15 protein-coding genes, 1 pseudogene and 1 riboswitch are annotated in these 17,582 nt (G+C 62.6%); of the genes and pseudogenes, 12 read left to right on the forward strand and 4 right to left on the reverse strand.

Annotated elements, in window-relative coordinates; genetic code table 11:
- Positions 1-125: 125 nt before the first annotated feature.
- The 12 genes from AC0L3I_RS13310 (at position 126) to AC0L3I_RS13365 (ending at position 14,318) form a co-directional block, all read left to right on the forward strand.
- Entirely contained in the window at positions 126-500 is a 375-nt protein-coding gene (locus AC0L3I_RS13310) for a YciI family protein (protein ID WP_473527178.1), read from the forward strand.
- Positions 497-1,771 (forward strand): RNA polymerase sigma factor, encoded by a 1,275-nt coding sequence (locus AC0L3I_RS13315; protein ID WP_123149615.1) that lies wholly within the window; start codon positions 497-499, stop codon positions 1,769-1,771. Before AC0L3I_RS13310 ends, AC0L3I_RS13315 begins: the two co-directional genes overlap by 4 nt.
- Before the next feature lie 179 nt (positions 1,772-1,950).
- Positions 1,951-3,462, forward strand: coding sequence for an L-piperidine-6-carboxylate dehydrogenase (gene amaB, locus AC0L3I_RS13320; protein ID WP_473486474.1), 1,512 nt, complete (start codon positions 1,951-1,953; stop codon positions 3,460-3,462).
- 350 nt (positions 3,463-3,812) lie between these two features.
- A complete protein-coding gene (locus AC0L3I_RS13325; protein WP_473527179.1) occupies positions 3,813-5,348 on the forward strand; it encodes an FGGY-family carbohydrate kinase in 1,536 nt (511 codons plus the stop codon).
- Entirely contained in the window at positions 5,345-6,121 is a 777-nt protein-coding gene (locus tag AC0L3I_RS13330; RefSeq protein WP_473486476.1) for a DeoR/GlpR family DNA-binding transcription regulator, read from the forward strand. The genes AC0L3I_RS13325 and AC0L3I_RS13330 overlap by 4 nt, the downstream gene beginning before the upstream one ends.
- Complete coding sequence (locus tag AC0L3I_RS13335) at positions 6,118-7,848, forward strand: glycerol-3-phosphate dehydrogenase/oxidase (RefSeq protein ID WP_473527180.1); 1,731 nt, start codon at positions 6,118-6,120, stop codon at positions 7,846-7,848. The genes AC0L3I_RS13330 and AC0L3I_RS13335 overlap by 4 nt, the downstream gene beginning before the upstream one ends.
- Before the next feature lie 398 nt (positions 7,849-8,246).
- Complete coding sequence (locus AC0L3I_RS13340; protein WP_473486478.1) at positions 8,247-8,369, forward strand: hypothetical protein; 123 nt, start codon at positions 8,247-8,249, stop codon at positions 8,367-8,369.
- Positions 8,366-9,016 (forward strand): DUF2291 family protein, encoded by a 651-nt coding sequence (locus AC0L3I_RS13345; RefSeq protein ID WP_473486479.1) that lies wholly within the window; start codon positions 8,366-8,368, stop codon positions 9,014-9,016. Before AC0L3I_RS13340 ends, AC0L3I_RS13345 begins: the two co-directional genes overlap by 4 nt.
- Positions 9,013-10,554, forward strand: a complete 1,542-nt coding sequence (locus tag AC0L3I_RS13350; protein WP_473527181.1) for a sugar ABC transporter ATP-binding protein — start codon at positions 9,013-9,015, stop codon at positions 10,552-10,554. The genes AC0L3I_RS13345 and AC0L3I_RS13350 overlap by 4 nt, the downstream gene beginning before the upstream one ends.
- Positions 10,555-10,579: 25 nt before the next feature.
- On the forward strand, positions 10,580-11,716 hold the full coding sequence (locus tag AC0L3I_RS13355; protein ID WP_473486481.1) for an ABC transporter permease: 1,137 nt from the start codon (positions 10,580-10,582) through the stop codon (positions 11,714-11,716).
- A gap of 32 nt (positions 11,717-11,748) precedes the next feature.
- Entirely contained in the window at positions 11,749-12,708 is a 960-nt protein-coding gene (locus tag AC0L3I_RS13360; protein WP_091594763.1) for a D-ribose ABC transporter substrate-binding protein, read from the forward strand.
- A 497-nt stretch (positions 12,709-13,205) separates the two neighbouring features.
- Complete coding sequence (locus AC0L3I_RS13365) at positions 13,206-14,318, forward strand: AI-2E family transporter (protein ID WP_473486482.1); 1,113 nt, start codon at positions 13,206-13,208, stop codon at positions 14,316-14,318.
- Positions 14,319-14,559: 241 nt separating this feature from the next.
- On the opposite strand, the gene AC0L3I_RS13370 is transcribed toward AC0L3I_RS13365, so the two are convergent.
- From AC0L3I_RS13370 to AC0L3I_RS13385, 4 genes and pseudogenes are all read right to left on the reverse strand, one after another.
- The gene (locus tag AC0L3I_RS13370) at positions 14,560-15,573 is read right to left on the reverse strand and encodes an ABC transporter substrate-binding protein (RefSeq protein WP_473527182.1); all 1,014 of its coding nucleotides are present in this window, start codon (positions 15,571-15,573) and stop codon (positions 14,560-14,562) included.
- On the reverse strand, positions 15,570-16,328 hold the full coding sequence (locus tag AC0L3I_RS13375) for an ABC transporter ATP-binding protein (RefSeq protein ID WP_473486483.1): 759 nt from the start codon (positions 16,326-16,328) through the stop codon (positions 15,570-15,572). The genes AC0L3I_RS13370 and AC0L3I_RS13375 overlap by 4 nt, the downstream gene beginning before the upstream one ends.
- Positions 16,325-17,125 carry an ABC transporter permease gene (locus tag AC0L3I_RS13380; protein WP_473486484.1) on the reverse strand — a complete coding sequence of 267 codons (801 nt, stop codon included), beginning with the start codon at positions 17,123-17,125 and terminating at the stop codon, positions 16,325-16,327. Before AC0L3I_RS13380 ends, AC0L3I_RS13375 begins: the two co-directional genes overlap by 4 nt.
- Positions 17,126-17,210: 85 nt before the next feature.
- Positions 17,211-17,354 (reverse strand): annotated as a pseudogene (locus tag AC0L3I_RS13385) (YkoF family thiamine/hydroxymethylpyrimidine-binding protein); the annotation flags it as partial.
- A riboswitch (TPP riboswitch) is annotated at positions 17,345-17,457 on the reverse strand. (Overlaps the previous pseudogene by 10 nt.)
- Between the last annotated feature and the right edge of the window lie 125 nt (positions 17,458-17,582).

Consider the following 17,582-nt stretch of genomic DNA (forward strand, 5'->3'; position numbering starts at 1 on the left):
CGTCCGGCGCGTGGCGGTTGCTACCGAATGGCGCTTCATTGTGCTCGCAGGACGTAATTTTTTATCGACGTTATGTCGGGATCGGTCCTACTGTTTCGTCCTTTGACAGAGAAAAGGACGCACCCATGCTCTACGCTATCCTCTGCTATGCCTCCGAAGACGTCGTCTGCTCCTGGAGCAAGGAACAGGACGATGCCGTCATGGAAAAACTCCTGGGCGTGCAGGAAAAATACGCTCAGGCCGGCCGGCTTGGCCCGGTGGCGCGGCTGCTGCCGACAACCGCTGCAACAACGCTGAGAAAGGTCAAGGGCGAAGCGGTCGTCATCGACGGACCATTTGCCGAAACCAAGGAACAGTTCCTCGGCTTCTACACGCTCGAATGCGCCGATCTCGACGAGGCCGTCGACTTTGCGCGCGAACTTTCCGAGGTCAACCCGAGCGGCGGCTCCTACGAAATACGGCCGATCTCGCTCTTCAACCCCGCCAGGATTCCCGCATGACCGATCTCACCTGGATCAGCACGGCGATCAGCACGGCCCGCCCACAGGCGATGGGCGCGCTGCTGCGCTACTTCCGCGATCTCGATGCGGCGGAAGAAGCTTTCCAGGACGCGTGCCTGCGAGCTCTGAAGAACTGGCCGACAAACGGCCCGCCGCGCGATCCGGCAGCCTGGTTGATCTTCGTTGGCCGCAACAGCGGCATCGACGCGGTGCGCAAGCGTGCCAAGCAGGCGCCGCTGCCGGAAGAGGACCAGATCTCCGATCTGGAGGATGCCGAGACCGATATCGCCGAACGGCTGGACGGCGCGCATTACCGCGATGACATATTGCGGCTGCTGTTCATCTGCTGCCATCCCGACCTGCCGGCGACGCAGCAGATCGCCGTGGCGCTGCGCATCGTTTCAGGCCTGAGCGTCAAGCAGATCGCCCGCGCCTTTCTCGTCGGCGAAAGCGCCATGGAGCAGCGCATCACACGTGCCAAGGCGCGCATCGCCGATGCCGGCGTGCCGTTCGAGACGCCCGGTGCGGTCGAGCGGTCCGAACGGCTCGCCGCCGTCGCCGCGATGGTCTACCTGATCTTCAACGAAGGCTATTCGACCAACAGCGGTGAGGCGCCGGCCCGGGCGCCGCTCTGCGAAGAGGCAATCCGGCTGGCCCGGCTGCTGCTCAGGTTGTTCCAGACCGAGCCGGAGATCATGGGCCTGACGGCGCTCTTGCTTCTCCAGCATGCGCGTGCGCCGGCGCGTTTCGACGAGAACGGCGAAATCGTGCTGCTCGAAGACCAGGACCGCAGCCTGTGGAGCCGCAAGATGATCGACGAGGGGCTGGCGCTGGTCGATAAGGCGCTGCGCCATCAGAAGCCCGGTCCCTACCAGGTGCAGGCGGCGATCGCCGCCCTGCATGCGCGGGCGGAAAAGCCTGAGGACACGGACTGGAACGAGATCGAGCTGCTCTACAGCCTGCTCGAGCAGATGCAGCCGTCGCCGGTGGTGACGCTCAATCGCGCCGTTGCGGTGGCCAAGGTGCGCGGGCCGGAAGCGGCACTTGCCATGATCGAGCCGTTGGAACAAAGGCTTTCCGGCTATTTCCACTTCTTCGGCCTCAAGGGCGGACTGCTGATGCAGCTCGGTCGTGGTGAGGAGGCGCGCATCGCCTTCGACCGCGCCATTGCGCTTGCCAATACGGCCGCCGAGGCGGCCCATATCCGCATGCACATCGACCGGCTGATGAAGGAAGGCGCCGCGCGGGTAACCGCGCAGACAGTGCGCTGAATCGACTCGCTGGTTCAACGGTCTGACCTTGGCTTAGACCATGCCGGGGTGGCGATTTTTCCCTGAAACGAGTAATGCCACGCCATGACAGCGCCTGATGTGCCGATCGGCACAGGGACGGCATGGCACAAGGCTTCGACCGACGCCATATGAGCGACGGGATCTGAAAGGGACAGAGAATGACGATTGCGAAGGAAACAGCCGGGCTACTGGCGAAACTGGGCGTCGCCGAGGATGCGCTTTCGGGCGGCGATCTTATCGTGCGCAGCCCGGTGACGGGCGAGCAGATCGCCGCGCTGAAGACGATCTCGCCGGCCGATGCGGCAAAGACTATCGACAAGGCGCATAAAGCCTTCCAGGCTTGGCGTCTGGTGCCGGCACCGAAGCGCGGCGAGCTGGTGCGGCTGCTTGGCGAGGAGCTGCGCACGCACAAGGCCGAGCTTGGCAGGCTGGTGTCGATCGAGGTCGGCAAGATCCCGTCCGAAGGGCTCGGCGAAGTGCAGGAGATGATCGACATCTGCGATTTCGCCGTCGGCCTGTCGCGGCAATTATACGGCCTGACCATCGCCACCGAGCGGCCTGGCCATCGCATGATGGAAACCTGGCATCCGCTGGGTGTCGTCGGCGTCATCTCCGCTTTCAATTTCCCGGTCGCGGTGTGGTCGTGGAACGCGGCACTTGCGCTGGTCTGCGGCGACGCGGTGGTGTGGAAGCCGTCGGAAAAGACACCGCTGACGGCGCTCGCCTGCGAAGCGATCTTCAAGCGCGCGGCAAAGCGTTTCGGTGATGCTCCGGCAGGCTTGACGTCGGTGCTGATCGGCGACCGCGCTGTCGGCGAAATTCTGGTTGATCATCCGAAGGTGCCCCTGGTCTCGGCCACCGGCTCGACCCGCATGGGCAGGGATGTCGGTCCGCGGCTGGCAAAACGCTTTGCCCGCGCCGTGCTGGAGCTCGGCGGCAACAATGCCGGCATCGTCTGCCCGACCGCCGATCTCGACATGACCTTGCGCGCCATCGCATTCGGCGCCATGGGCACGGCCGGCCAGCGCTGCACGACGCTGCGGCGCCTGTTCGTGCATGATAGCATCTATGATGCCTTGGTTCCGCGCCTGAAGAAGGCCTATGAAAGCGTCTCGGTCGGCAACCCGCTGGAGACATCAGCGCTGGTCGGACCGTTGATCGACAAGTCAGCCTTCGACAGCATGCAGAACGCATTGAAGGAAGCCGCCGCTCACGGCGGCAAGGCGACCGGTGGCACGCGGGTCGAGAATGGCCATCCCGACGCCTATTACGTTCGTCCGGCGCTGGTCGAGATGCCCAAGCAGGTCTCGCCGGTGACGGAAGAGACCTTCGCGCCGATCCTCTATGTGATGAAGTACTCGGATTTCGACGCCGTGCTCGACGAGCACAACGCGGTCGGAGCGGGGCTGTCGTCGTCGATCTTCACCCGCGACCTGCAGGAATCCGAGCGCTTCCTGGGCGTCGACGGCTCCGACTGCGGCATCGCCAACGTCAACATAGGCACATCGGGGGCAGAGATCGGCGGTGCCTTCGGTGGCGAGAAGGAGACCGGCGGCGGCCGCGAGTCGGGCTCCGACGCCTGGAAGGCTTACATGCGGCGCGCCACCAACACGGTGAACTATTCCAAGGCGCTGCCGCTGGCCCAGGGTGTATCCTTCGACATCGACTAGGCTGTGAGGCCCTTGTCGTGGCGGCTGCGCCAATAGCTGCCACGATTTATCTCGGTCGCCGTTCAGCGGCTTCCGGGAGATCCAAAACAGTCTGCGAAAGCCGCATCAATGATGGCGAGCTCGGGACTTCGGCGCTAGTAAGGGTGCTTGGCCGCCGCAAGATTGCTTCCAAAAATCACACATGTTGACGTTAATTTAACACCATTGTATGGTCTATTCCGTTGGTTCGGAATTCCCAACGGGTGTTCGGCGGTTGCTTCGCCGGGCAGCTTTCCCCGCCGTCGTCAAGCGCTATGCACCAAAATCCTACTCGCAACGCGTACCGGCAAGCGATGAGCTGAGAGGTAGCCATGTCCAGCCTGCTTGGGATCGACAACGGCCTGACGGTGACGAAGGCGGTGATCTTCGACGCCGACGGTTCGCAACTGTCGGTGGCGCGCCGGCGGGTGCCGCAATCGATGCCGCACGCGCGCTGGGTCGAACGCGACATGGCCGGCCTCTGGCAGGCGACAGCCGAGGCGATCCGGGAAGCCATTGCCTTGGGCGGCCGGCCAGCCAGCGACATTAAGGCGGTGGCGGCGACCGCGCATGGCGATGGCCTGTACCTGCTCGACAGCGATCGCCGGCCGCTAGGCCCCGGCATATTGTCGCTGGACAGCCGGGCGGGCGAAATCGTCGACAGATGGTCGCGAGGTTCGGTCTTCGCCGAAGCGCTCGCCCTGACCGGCCAGGTGCCGCACGCTTCCTCACCGTCGTCGCTGCTGGTCTGGTTGCGGGAGCACGATCCGGAACGCTTCAGCCGGGTCGCGCACATACTCGCCTGCAAGGACTGGCTGCGTTTCTGTCTGACCGGCACCATCGGCACTGACCTCACTGAGGCGAGCACCTCGTTCACCAATGTGCGTACGCAAAGCCATGTGCCGGAGGCGATGCGCATTTTCGGTCTTGAGGCATTGTTTGAAGCCTTGCCGCCGATGATGCATTCGGCCGACATCGTCGGCTACGTCACCACCGATGCAGCGGCGCTGAGCGGGCTTGCTGAAGGGACGCCGGTCGCTTGCGGCCTGCATGATGTCACTGCCTCGGCGCTTGGCATGGGCGGCCACGAGGAGGGCGTGGTCAGCATCGTCGCCGGCACCTATTCGATCAACGAAATAGTTTCCACCGAGCCGCGCGTCGACCTGCGCTGGTTCTGCCGCAATGCTATTGATCTTGGGCGTTGGAACAACATGTCGATCTCGCCGGCCTCGACGGCGAATTACGACTGGTTCCTCGACACGCTCTGCCGCCCGGAACAGGACGAAGCAAAAAGGACCGGCGGCTCGATCCACGAGATGCTGGCGGCAGAGATCGACATTGCGCTTGGCAGGCCTTCGACCATCTTGTTCCATCCCTATCTGTTCGGCTCGCCTTACGGCAATGCCGCCAGCGCCAGCTTTCTCGGCCTGCATGGCTGGCATGATCGCGGCGACATGCTGAAGGCAGTGCTGGAAGGTATCGTCTTCAACCACCGCACGCACGTCGAAGCGCTGCGCGACGGCTTTGCCGTTCGTGAGGTGCGGCTCACCGGCGGCGGGTCGCGCAATCCGGCCTTCGCGCAGATGTTCGCCGACGTGCTCAATGTGCCGGTCATCGTGACGTCGACCGACGAGGCGGCTGCCTTCGGCGCAGCCCTTTGTGCCGGCGCCGCGGTTGGCCTGTTTGCCTCACCGCAACAGGGGGCGCGCGCGGTCAGCAAGACGAGCCATGAATATCTGCCCGACGCGGCGCGCAATGCGGTTTTCGAGGACCGTTTTTCTCTCTATTGCCGCATTGCCGAATCGCTCAAGCCGCAATGGCTGGAGATCGAAAGGCTGGCGGGGCAAAGCATTGAGGGGGCTGCATGATCAAGGCCGACGAACGGCGCGAGGAAATCGCCGACTATGTGATCAAATTCGGCCAGGTGCGCATCGACGACCTGGTCGAGCATTTCGGCGTGTCGCGGATGACCATCCACCGCCATATCGACCAACTGGCGCACCAGGGCGTGCTGCGCAAGCTGCACGGCGCGGTGACGGTGCAGCCTTCCGGTCTTTATGAAAGCGCTTTCCGCTATCGGGTGACGGTCGGCAGAGCCGAGAAGGATGCGCTGGCGCATGCGGCGCTGGATTATGTAGAGGCCGGCCAGGCCGTCATGCTGGACGATTCGACCACGGCGAACGCGATCGCGCCTCTGCTGCCCGACATCAAGCCACTGACCGTCATCACCAACAGCGTCGCGACTGCAGCACTGCTGACCAATGTCGACGATATCGACTTCATCTGCCTGGGCGGTCAGTACCACCGCACCTACAATGCCTATATCGGCATCGTCTGCGAGAATGCCGTGGCGCAATTGCGTGCCAATCTTTTGATTTGCTCGGCTTCGGCGATCTCAGGCACCACGGCCTTCATCCAGGACCAGCATGTGGTCCGGGTCAAGCAAGCGATGGTCGCTGCCTCGACCAAGCGCATTCTTGTCGTCGACCATTCCAAGTTCGACAAGGTCGCCCTGCATGTTTTCGACGATCTGACCCGTTTCGACGCGGTGCTGACGACCGACGGCGTAAGCGATGCGCAGGCACAAAAACTCGAACGAGCCGGCGTAAAGCTGCGCATCGTCAAGATGACTAAGCCATGAGCCCTTCCGGCGACGCAGGCGCAGCCGACCCCGGCTCAGCCGACCCCATCGACCGCCTCGCCTTTATGAACAAGACGGGCGACGTCGACGTCGTCATTCTTGGCGCCGGCATCAATGGGGCTGGTCTGTTCCGGGATTTGTGCGCGCAAGGCGTCAGTTGCCTGATCGTCGACAAGGGCGATTTTGGCTCGGGCACAAGTGCTGCGCCATCGCGGCTGATCCATGGCGGCCTGAAATATCTCGAAACGGGCGAGTTCGGGCTGGTGGCACAGTCGACGCTGGAGCGCAACCTGCTGTTGAAGAACGCGCCGCACTATGTCAGCCCGCTGCCGACAATCATCCCGATCTTCTCCTGGAGCAAGGGCATGTGGGCGGCATTGCGCACACTGCTGGGCTCGACCAGCGCGCCGCGCAGTCGCGGCGCCGTCCTCATCAAGATCGGCCTGACGATCTACGATTTCTATGGGTCGCGGCATCGTGTCATGCCGCGCCACCGACTGGTCGGGCGACGGCGGGCGCTGAGCGAGATACCGGCACTGACCAGGTCGATCGTCGCCACCGGCATCTATTACGACGCCAAGATCAGCCATCCCGAAAGGCTGGTGCTCGAACTGATCACCGACGGGCTGGCAGCAAATGCCCTCGCCGCGGCCGCCAACTACACGACGCTGGTTTCGTCGTCCAATGGCGTGCTGGCCTTCCGATCAGCGAACGGCGCCGTATTTGCGGTACGGCCGAAACTGGTCGTCAACGCCGCCGGTCCGTGGATCGACGATGTCAACGCCTCGCTCGGCGCGCCATCGAAAATGATCGGCGGCACCAAGGGCTCGCATATCCTTTTGAAGCACGACGAACTGGTACGAAGCCTGGCAGGCCGCATGCTCTACTTCGAAGCCGACGACGGCCGCATCTGCCTTGTCTACGACTATCTCAGTCTGGCGCTCGTCGGCTCGACCGACATCCAGGCCGACAGCCCGGACACAGTACGCTGCGAGCCGCAGGAGATCGACTATCTGCTCGAAAGCGTGCGTGCGCTGATGCCGGGCATGAGCTTTGGACGCGACCAGATCGTCTATGCCTATAGCGGCATCAGACCGTTGCCTGCATCCGACGCCTCTGTCCCCGGCTTGATCAGCCGGGATCATTCGGCACCGGTCGTCGAGCCGGAAGGTTCGCGTCCGTTTCCGATTATCTCGCTGGTCGGCGGCAAATGGACGACGTTCCGCGGCTTTGCCGAGGAGGTTGCCGACACGGTACTCGACCGGCTGGGACGCGGCCGCAAGGTCACCACGCGATCGATGCCGATCGGCGGCGGCAAGGGTTTTCCAACCGAGCCTGCGGCGCGAGCTGCCTGGCTGGCGGATGCCAGATCGGCTTCGGGCGCCGACGAACGCCGTCTCGACCAACTTCTGTCGCGCTACGGAACCAAGGCGTTGCCGATCGCCCGCCACCAAAGTTCAGGAGACAATGAAGATCGCCTGCCGGGGGCAAGCGACTACGGCACATCCGAAATCGACTACATCGTTCGTAATGAATTCGTCGAGCATCTGGCCGATATCGTCATGCGGCGCACGACCCTGGCCATTGGTGGTTCCCTGACCATGAGCGATTTGAAGCAGATCGCCGCCATTGCCGGCCGTGCATGTAACTGGGACCCGCAGCGGATGTCCGACGAACTCGATGCCGCTGTCGCGCAGCTCAGCGACAGGAATCTGATGCGATTGTGATGGCGCCCTGATTTGGGACGAACACCTCGCGGGTATGCGCTGTTTTCAAAAAATACCACACGAAAACAGCATATTAAGCTTTGTTGACAGGTGCCCATTCTCCGGCAGTGCCGGAGAATGGGCAGAATATCACATGTCTTGACGTGAATTTAACACTAACGTATGGTCGATTTTGTGCCTGAGGCCTGACTGTTCCGAAAGGCTTCGGCTCGTGAGGAATTTCTTGCTTACGGCGGTTGGGCTGACGAACCAGCGCATGCAATCGCGGTCACACGATCGTGCAGCCGAATACCGGCTGGGTTCTCGGCCGCAATCAACTGCTACGCGACAAAGTTCCTCTCGATGACGCCGGCTGCACGCTGATCCCGGTGAAGGCGGATTGACAACGACATGAACGCGTGAAAAATTTTTCAACTGAAGATAATAATATCATCTCGGGAGGAGATGGAATGAAATCCAGCAGCGCCGCCAGTGGTGATCGTGACCTGATCGGCGTCATGCCGCAGGTCGTTGCACCATGAGTTCGCAGCCCGCTACCACGATCAATCGGCGGGTCGGCGTTCGTTGGATTGTCGCCGCGGCCGCGATCCTGATTTTGCTCGGCGCGATGGTTCTCGACACCAAGGTCGTCATAATTGGTTCGGCGGAGGACGCGCGAAAGGCTGCGTTCTCCCCGGAAGAATACGGCAAGTCCGAGTTTCCGAAGGTTCAATCCGCCGTGGAGCAGCGCGCGGTGAACGCCGCTACCCTTGCGTCGGCCATCGCCAAGGACAAGGCGGTGGCGGAGAAGGAGTACGGCGTGCCGGCCAATGTCGGTACGGAATTCTCAGTCAAATTCACCGGCGTGGTCGGTGAGGGAAAGTCCGGCATCTACGCCGTCAAGGTCGACGAGGTTCCCAGCACTTTGGTCATTCGAGTGCAGACGGGTCCGGCGATCAACGGAACCGACCTGCGCGATGCCACGGGAACGATCGCCTTCGGGCAATTCACCAACCAGATCGAGTATCAGAACGCAGGATCGGCCTTGAACAACGAGATGAAGAAGCAGGTATTGTCGGCCATCGACAACACCAAGCTCACCGGCAAGACGATTTCGGTGATCGGCGTCTTCAAATTGGTCAATCCCAAGGGCTGGCTCGTCACACCCGTAAAGCTGAGCGTTCAATGAATGCGGCGCCTCAATTCGAGCCGGCGGCCGGCGATACCGTGCTCGCGGCGCGCAACATCGTAAAATCCTATGGCGGAACGCATGCCCTCAAGGGGGTCAATTTCGACATCCGCCGTGGCGAGGTCACCACGCTGTTCGGAGAGAATGGCGCCGGCAAGTCGACGCTGATGAAGATCCTTTCCGGTGTCGAGACGCCGACGTCCGGAAGCATCGAACTCGATGGCCGTCCTGTCGTCTTCTCCTCGACCGTCGACGCGCGGGATCGAGGCATCTCGATAATCCATCAGGAGTTGAGTCTCGCGCCCAATCTGAGTGTGCGCGACAATATTTTCATGGGCCGTGAGTTGCGGGGCGCGACCGGCCTCGACTTCGCGGAAGAGGCTCGTCAGACGCGGATGCTGATGGCCGATCTCGAGGAAGACGTCGATCCGATGACCTTGGTGCAGGATCTGCGTCTGGGCCAGCAGCAGATCGTCGAAATCGCACGCGCGCTCTCCGTCGATTCACGCATCCTGATCATGGACGAGCCTACCTCCGCATTGAGTGCGACCGAGGTGGAGGTGCTGTTCAAGGTGATCCGGGACCTGACCGCCCGCGGTGTTTCGATCGTGTACATCTCCCATCACCTCGAAGAAGCACTGCAGATCACCGACCACGCCGTGGTGCTGCGCGACGGAACGATCACGGCCACGGCCAAAGCGAAGAACATCGATCTCGAATGGATCGTCCGTAACATGGTGGGCGAGAACTTCGACCTGGGATCGCCGCCCACGGGATACGCATTCGGCGACATTGCCCTGTCAATCGACGATGTGAGCGTCGCCGATGTTTCGAGTTCGGACCGCCTGGTCGTCCACCGGCTGTCGCTCGATGTCCGCGCGGGCGAGATCGTCTGCATTTACGGGCTGATGGGCGCGGGGCGCACGGAATTGCTGGAGTGCGTCGCCGGACGATTGCCGGTGACGGGCGGCCGGGTCTTGCTGGAGGGCGACGACATCTCCTGCCTCAGCATTGCGGAGCGGATAAACAGGGGGCTTGTGCTGGTGCCTGAGGACCGCCAACGCGACGGGCTGGTCCAGACGATGACCGTGGGGGCAAATCTGTCGCTCGCCAGCATTGGCGCCTTCGTCAAGGGGATGCTGCTTTCGCGGTCGCAGGAGCGGTCGCTGATCGACGGAACCATTCGCGATGTGCGCGTCAAGACGGCGGGCGCAGGCGCGCCCATCGGATCGCTGTCCGGCGGCAATCAGCAGAAGGTCGTCATCGGCAAGATGCTGACCACCGACCCCAAGGTCATGCTGCTTGACGAGCCCAGTCGCGGGATCGATGTCGGCGCCAAGGCGGAGGTGTTCCGGCTGCTCGGCGAGCGGGCCGCGCAGGGGCTCGCGGTCGTCTTCTCGACCTCGGAAGTCGCCGAGTGCCTTGGTATCGCGCACCGGATCATCGTCATGCGCCGAGGCAGGATTTCGGCTCAGTTCGGCGCCGATGTCACGAAAGAGCAGATCATGGCCGCCTCGGGCGAGGCGGTGCTTGTCTGATCATGAAGAATACAGGAGCCAGACCGTGACCAACGCCAGTCAGCATCGTAGCCGCTCCGGCTCGAGGATATCGACCGGTGGCTTCAGTGTGGCCAAGCTGTTGCTGGAGGGCCGGGCATTTCTCGCGCTGATGGTGATCATCTTCGTCTTCTCGATGCTGTCGCCCTATTACTTCTCGTTGGGCAATTTCCTCACCATGGCGTCGCATGTCGCCATCTTCGGCATCCTCGCGGTCGGCATGCTGCTGGTCATCCTCAATGGCGGCATCGACCTGTCGGTGGGGTCGACGCTTGGACTGTCGGGCGTAATCGCAGGATTCCTGATGCAGGGCGTGCAGTTGCAAACGCTCGGCATCGTGCTGTTTCCCCCCGTCTGGGTGGTCGTGGTGCTGGTGTGCGTGCTCGGCGCACTGGTCGGCCTGGTCAACGGCGTGCTTATCGCCTGGTTGAAGGTGCCGGCCTTCGTTGCCACGCTGGGCATGCTCTATGTGGTGCGGGGCGCCGCGCTGCTGATGACAAACGGCCTCACATATAATGATCTCGGCGGCAAGCCGGAGCTGGGCAATACCGGCTTCGACTGGCTGGGCTTCAACCGCCTGTTCGGTATCCCTATCGGTGTGCTGGTCATGGTGGTCATCGCGATCATCGGCAGCATCATCCTCAATCGCACGGCCTTCGGCCGGTGGCTCTATGCCTCCGGCGGCAACGAGCGCGCCGCGGAACTGTCCGGCGTGCCGGTGAAAAAAGTGCAGGTGTCGGTGTATATGCTGTCCGGCATCTGCGCCTCGGTAGCCGGCCTCATCCTGTCCTCGGAACTGACCTCGGCAGGGCCGACCGCCGGCAACTCCTACGAACTGACCGCCATTGCGGCCGTCGTCATCGGCGGCGCGGCACTCACCGGTGGTCGAGGCAATATCCGCGGCACGCTGGTTGGGGCCTTCGTCATCGGCTTCCTATCCGATGGCCTCGTGATCATTGGCGTGTCCGCCTACTGGCAAACAGTGTTCACCGGCGCGGTCATCGTGTTGGCGGTGCTGCTCAACGCCATTCAGTATCGCCGTCGCGTCAAGCTCCCGGGCTCGACCGGCGGCCCTTCGACTTCTCCGCAACAAGCCGGCAAGGCCCGAACGGCCGATCCCGCTCACGAGAAGATTGCCGGTTGACCGGTACCGTCGCTAACCAAGGAGGAAATCTCATGTATGGCAAGGCAAGAATTCTAATGCTCACGGCCTTTGCGCTGGCCGCTCCGGTCCTCGCAGGGTCGGTAAGCGCAGCGTCGGCCGAAGGCCTCATTTCGATCATCGTCATCGATCCCGCCAACCCGTACTGGCTCACCGAAGGCAATGTGGCCAAGGCCGAGGCCGAAAAACTCGGCTACACCGCGACTGTCGGCGCATCGAAAGCCGACACGAACACGGAAAGCAGACTGATCGACACCGCAATCACCAACAAATCCGTGGCGATCATCCTCGATCCTGCCGACGCCAGCGGATCCATCGGCGCCGTCAAGAAGGCGATTGCCGCGAACATCCCGGTCTTCCTGGTCAACGCCGAGATCAATCAGGAGGGTCTGGCCAAGGCGCAGCTCGTTTCCAACAACGCACAGGGCGCCGCTCTGGGGGCACAGCAATGGGTGACGAATATCGGCGAGAAGGGCAACTACGTCGAACTGTTGGGCGCCCCGTCCGACAACAACGCCGCCACCCGGTCAAACGGATACGAGACCGTGATCAGCCAGTATCCGGACCTCAAGAAGGCCGGCTCGGAGGTCGCCAACTGGGACCGGACCCAGGGCCACGACAAGATGCAGAGCCTGCTGCAGGCCCATCCCGATATCATCGGCGTGACGAGCGGCAATGACGAGATGGCGCTTGGCGCGATCGCCGCGCTGAAGGAAGCCGGAAAGCTGTCGAGCATTAAGGTCGGCGGCTTCGATGGCTCTCCGGACGCTGTCGCCGCGATCAAGGCGGGCGACTTGCAGTACACCGTGCTCCAGCCGGTGGCCGTCTACTCGGCGAAGGCCGTACAACAGGCCGACTCGTTCATAAAGACCGGCAAAACCGGCGCGCCGACCGAGAAGCAGCTGTTTGACTGCCTTCTCATCACCAAGGACAACGTCGACAAATACACGGCTCCCTTCACGCTCTCGGAGTAAAAAACGAAGGGGGAGTGTCCCGCGGGACACTCCTCGCCTGACCCTCGTTGATCGGGCCGACGCACCACATGTCTGTTACGCTAAAACTGAAACACAGGCCGTGACCTGAATCCGCGCTGGTGGCTCTATGGAGCGGCTGATGTGGCCCACCACATGTCGTTGAAACGCCACCCGTGCGGATCCATATACGCATTGCGTCGGATGTTTTCCTCCCATTGCGTCCGGCGCGTTCCCCTCTGGAGGTTTTGAACCTTCATGCCTGGCCGGACTTTAACAGTCCGGCCTTTTTTCTATTGGTCCTGTGAAGCTGCGCTGCCGCGAGCGAGTTGTAGAACGGCCGTAGGTCAGACCATCCACGACCGGCAGGCCGCGGTGCTGGCAGCGCGCACGGGATTTTCGTCACACTCGACAGCGGCCTAGCCGTAGGGTGCGGCAACGGAAGCTGCCATTTTGTTGGGAAATCCACTAGGCTCGCTTGGTTTGCGAGACGGCGAGAGATGCCCGACCTGAAACAGATGCCCGATATGAAACAAATGAGATTGCTCGGCATCGTGGCCGCGACGGCGATCGGTCTGTATGTCTGCTATCTCTTGGCGTTGCCTTTTTTGCCCGCATTGACCTGGGCGGTGGTGTTGGCAATCATCCTGTATCCGGCTCATCGACGGGTCGAGGAAAGGCTCAGGAATCAAAACCTGGCTGCGCTGATATCGGTCAGCGTCGCGGCGGTGGCAGTCGGCCTGCCGCTCGTCTTCGTGGCACAGCAGCTTGTTCGCGAGGCGGTAAACGGAGCCACCTATATGGAGGAGGTCATCCGGGGTTGGAACACAGATGCCTTCGTGTCGGGCTATCCCAGGCTTTCGGCGGTTGCCCAGTGGATTGAGAACCAACTCGATCCGGCCGGCACGGTCGCCGCATTTGTACAATGGCTGACGGCACAAAGCACATCGCTGTTGCGCGGCTCGATCAATCAGGCCGTGATGTTCATTCTGACATTTTATCTGCTGTTCTATTTTCTGCGGGACCGTGAATCCGCCCTGCGGGGGATCGAGCGTCTCTCGCCCCTGCGTACCGCGGAGACGGCATACATGCTGTCCCGCCTTGCCGAGACGGTACATGCGATCCTGATAGGCACCGTGCTTGTCGCCGCTGTGCAGGGGACGCTGGGCGGCCTGATGTTCTGGTGGCTCGGCCTGCCCACTCCGGTCTTCTGGGGCTTGGCAATGGGACTGCTTGCCATCGTGCCGGTGCTCGGCGCATTCGTGATCTGGGTGCCGGCAGCGATCTATCTCGCGCTGGAGGGGGCTTGGGCGAGCGCGGCGATCCTGACCGTCTGGGGCGGCGTGGTCGTCGCCGGCATCGACAATCTGCTCTATCCGATGCTTGTCGGGAACCGGCTGCGGCTCCACACGGTGGTGGCCTTTGTCGGTGCTGTCGGTGGCATCGTCCTGTTTGGAGCATCCGGGCTCGTCCTCGGCCCGGCGGTGATTGCGGTCACCGTCAGCCTCATTGACATCCTCAAGAAACGATTGAGCGACCAGCCCGAGGCGGAACTGACGCCAAAGCGCGACACAAAGCCATCACGTCAGTCCGGACCCGCGCCCAGTGAGTAAGCACCGCCGCGCGCGACCAGTTCGGCGACCACCACGATGCGCATGAGCATTGTTCCAGCGTCAGCCTGTCCCGCCTTGCGATCACGACCAGCACGCCGACCGGCTCTGGCCGGACTGGTTCGGCCGTGCGCTCGACAGCGGCGGCAGCGGCGCGTCGAAGCTGGTCGATGCAGTTCCGGTCAAGTCCGATCCTGCTGGTGACGACGGCGAGTGCCGACAGGATGCATGCGCCGCGGCGGGCTCATTTTTCGCCGTCCAGATAGGCGTTGCTGTAATAGGCCGCGAAATCGGGTCGTTCGCCGACCGGGTTCCCATCGCCGTCGCGCAGGGCTCCGGCCTTGAACAGGTAGTCGCCGATAGCCTCCATCTTTGCGGGATCGATCGTGCCGATCGCGCCGGCGGGGCTTTGCAGATAGTGGCCGTCGACCAGCGCCTTCAGCGATGCCTCGATCAATGGACGGTCAGTCAGCATGTCGCTGTTTGCTGCTATCAGGATCTCAGCCGCTTCTTGCGGATGTTCGACGGCGAAGGCATAGCCGCGCCTGGTCGCGGCGATGAACGCGGTTGCCGTGTCCTTGTTCTTCTCGAGGTAGGCTCGGCTCGAGCCAATGAAATTGGTGTGTTGGTCGGGCACGCCGAAATCCGCGTAACGGAAGGCGCGCTGAGGCTTGTCGTCAAGCTCCGCCTTGATCCCCTCCCAAGTGTAGACCTCGAGCGTAAAATCGACTGCGCCATTGGCCAAGGCCTCATAGGCGGAGGTGCCCAGCGTCACTGTTTCGAATTTGCCCTCGCCGCCATCATGGCGGATGATGGTGCCGATCAGCGCATTCTCCCAGGCGCTGCCGAAACCGTCATAGGTCAGGCCGTCCAGATCCCTGGGGGACTGTATATCGGCGCGGTCGGCGTTGAACACCAGCCTGCCGGTTTCTGTCTGCATGATGGCGTAGGTGGCGACGAGGTCGGCGCCGGCCGTGCGTTGGGTGAACAATCCTATGGATCCCAGTATACCGAAATCGGCCACGCGGTTGGCGATCAGCGTACCGGCCGCAGTGTCGGTGTAGGGCAGGATCCGCATGTCGAGCCCGGCCTCGGCGTAGAAGCCTTTCGCTTGGGCGACATAGAGCCCGACATGATTTGTGTTCGGCGTCCAGTCTAGCGCGACGGTGACAGTCTGCTGGGCGGAGACGGACGTGACGGGTGCGAACCCGGCGATCAATGCGGCAGCGATGAAGAGGCGTCTGGAAAGCATGGTCATGTCCTTTGGGCGGGCTGTGGATCGAGCAGGGTATCGAGGATGTCGGCTTCGATGGCGCTGGCTTCCGACGAGGCAAGATCCTTGCGCGGGCGCGAAAGAGGTATGATGATTTCGCGCAGCACGCGGGCGGGGCGGGCGCTCAGCACATAGATGCGGTCGGACAGGAAGACCGCCTCGCGGACGTCGTGGGTGATCAGCAGGACCGTCCAGCGGTGTCGGTCCCACATCGTCTGAAGCCAGCGCTGCATGCCGGTGCGCGTGAGGGCGTCGAGTGCGCCGAACGGCTCGTCGAGCAACAGCATGGCGCGGTCCTGCACGACGGTGCGCAACAGCGCGGCGCGCTGGCGCATTCCGCCCGAGAGCTGCGCCGGATACTTATGCTCGAAGCCCGCAAGGCCGAATTCGCCGAAGAACGGCGCCACCCTGTCGCGCGCCGCCTTGCGGGACATGCCCTGCACTTCCAGGCCGAGCGCGGTGTTGTCGATAACCGTGCGCCAGGGCATCAGGGCGTCGTGCTGCGGCATGAAGGCAAACGGTCGGCGCGTGTCGGCCAGTGGCCGCCCGTCGAAGTCGACATCGCCGCCGTGGCCTCCGAGACCGCCCGTCAGCAAGCTGAAGATCGTGGACTTGCCGGCTCCGGAGGGGCCGAGGATTGAAACGAATTCGCCCGGCTCGATGTGCAGGGTGATGTCGGCAAGCACGTCGATGTCGCCAAAACGCTTCCTGACTTGGCGCAGCTCCAGCCGCCTGCTCATGATTTTCGTGCGCCATCGAGCCGCTCCCATGGCATGACGACGCGCTGGATCAGTACCGTAGCAGCAAACAGGGCTAGCGTGAGCAAGGCGCTGACCAGCACGGCCGCCAGCACGAGATCGGGCCGGAAATTGTTCTTGGCGTTGAGCATGTAGATGCCGAGCCCTTTGGCCGCACCGGCATATTCTGCGAAGATGGCGCCCACCACGGCATAGGTGATCGAGATGCGCAGTCCGGCGAAGAAATAGGGCAGCGAGGAGGGCAAGCGGGCCAGCAGGAAAATGCGCATGCGGGAAGCGCCCATCGAACTCAGAAGCGCCGAGATGTCCCGATCCGTCGAGTCATAACCCTGCACAAGCGCGACCAGCATGGGAAAGAAAGTCACGAGGGCGATCAGCGTGATCTTCGGCGTCAGCCCGAAGCCGAACCAGAGAACGACCAGCGGGGCGATCGCCACCAGCGGCAGGGTCTGGCTGATGATGAACACCGGGAACAGGGCACGGCGCAGCGGGTTGAAGAAGTCGATCAGCACCGAAAGGATGAAGGCAACGGCCAGCGAGCAGGCGAAGCCCGCCAATGTGGCGCTGATCGTCGGCACGGTGTTGTCGAGCAGCGCCTGGCGCTGCCGGATGGCCTGGGCGAGAACGCGTGACGGCGCGGGCAGCGTGGTGGGCGAGATGCCCGAGATGCGCGCATAGAGGTCCCAAGCCAAAACCAGCGTGCCAACCGATAGCAAGGCCGGTCCGACCTTGGCGAACAAGGCTGCGATTCGCGGCGCGGCGGAGAAAGGTTGAGACATGCGAGACTTGTCTGGTGCGAAAAGATCAGCGCAGGGTCGGGCTGTTGGCCGAAACCGTAAGCTCGATCGTGAGATGGCCCTGGAGCGGGCCGACCGGCAGCGTCGAAATATCGTCTGTGCCTATGCGCAACCGATCGCGACAAGGGTCGAGCGCATCGAGCGCGGAGATGACGACACCGACGAAATCGCCGGTTGTCGGAGAAAGAGAAATCTGTGCGCCAGAAAACATCGCCCGCCTCGCTCCGCTGGTATTATCCAGATCAGCTCTAGGGTTTACGGGCTTGCAGCCCAGCTCTCAGCCCCGACGATACGGAGCACCCCTGTGGATGCCGGCAATTAAACAGATATGGGGTGGAGCTGCAAGCCTGCGTCCGACTCGTGAAACCTCAGGTCGAGGAGGCGCGGCGCAGGACAGGGAAGAGTGACAACCCGGCATCCTGTTCGAGATCGCTCTCGA

It is taken from the genome of Mesorhizobium sp. WSM4840 (assembly GCF_055811755.1).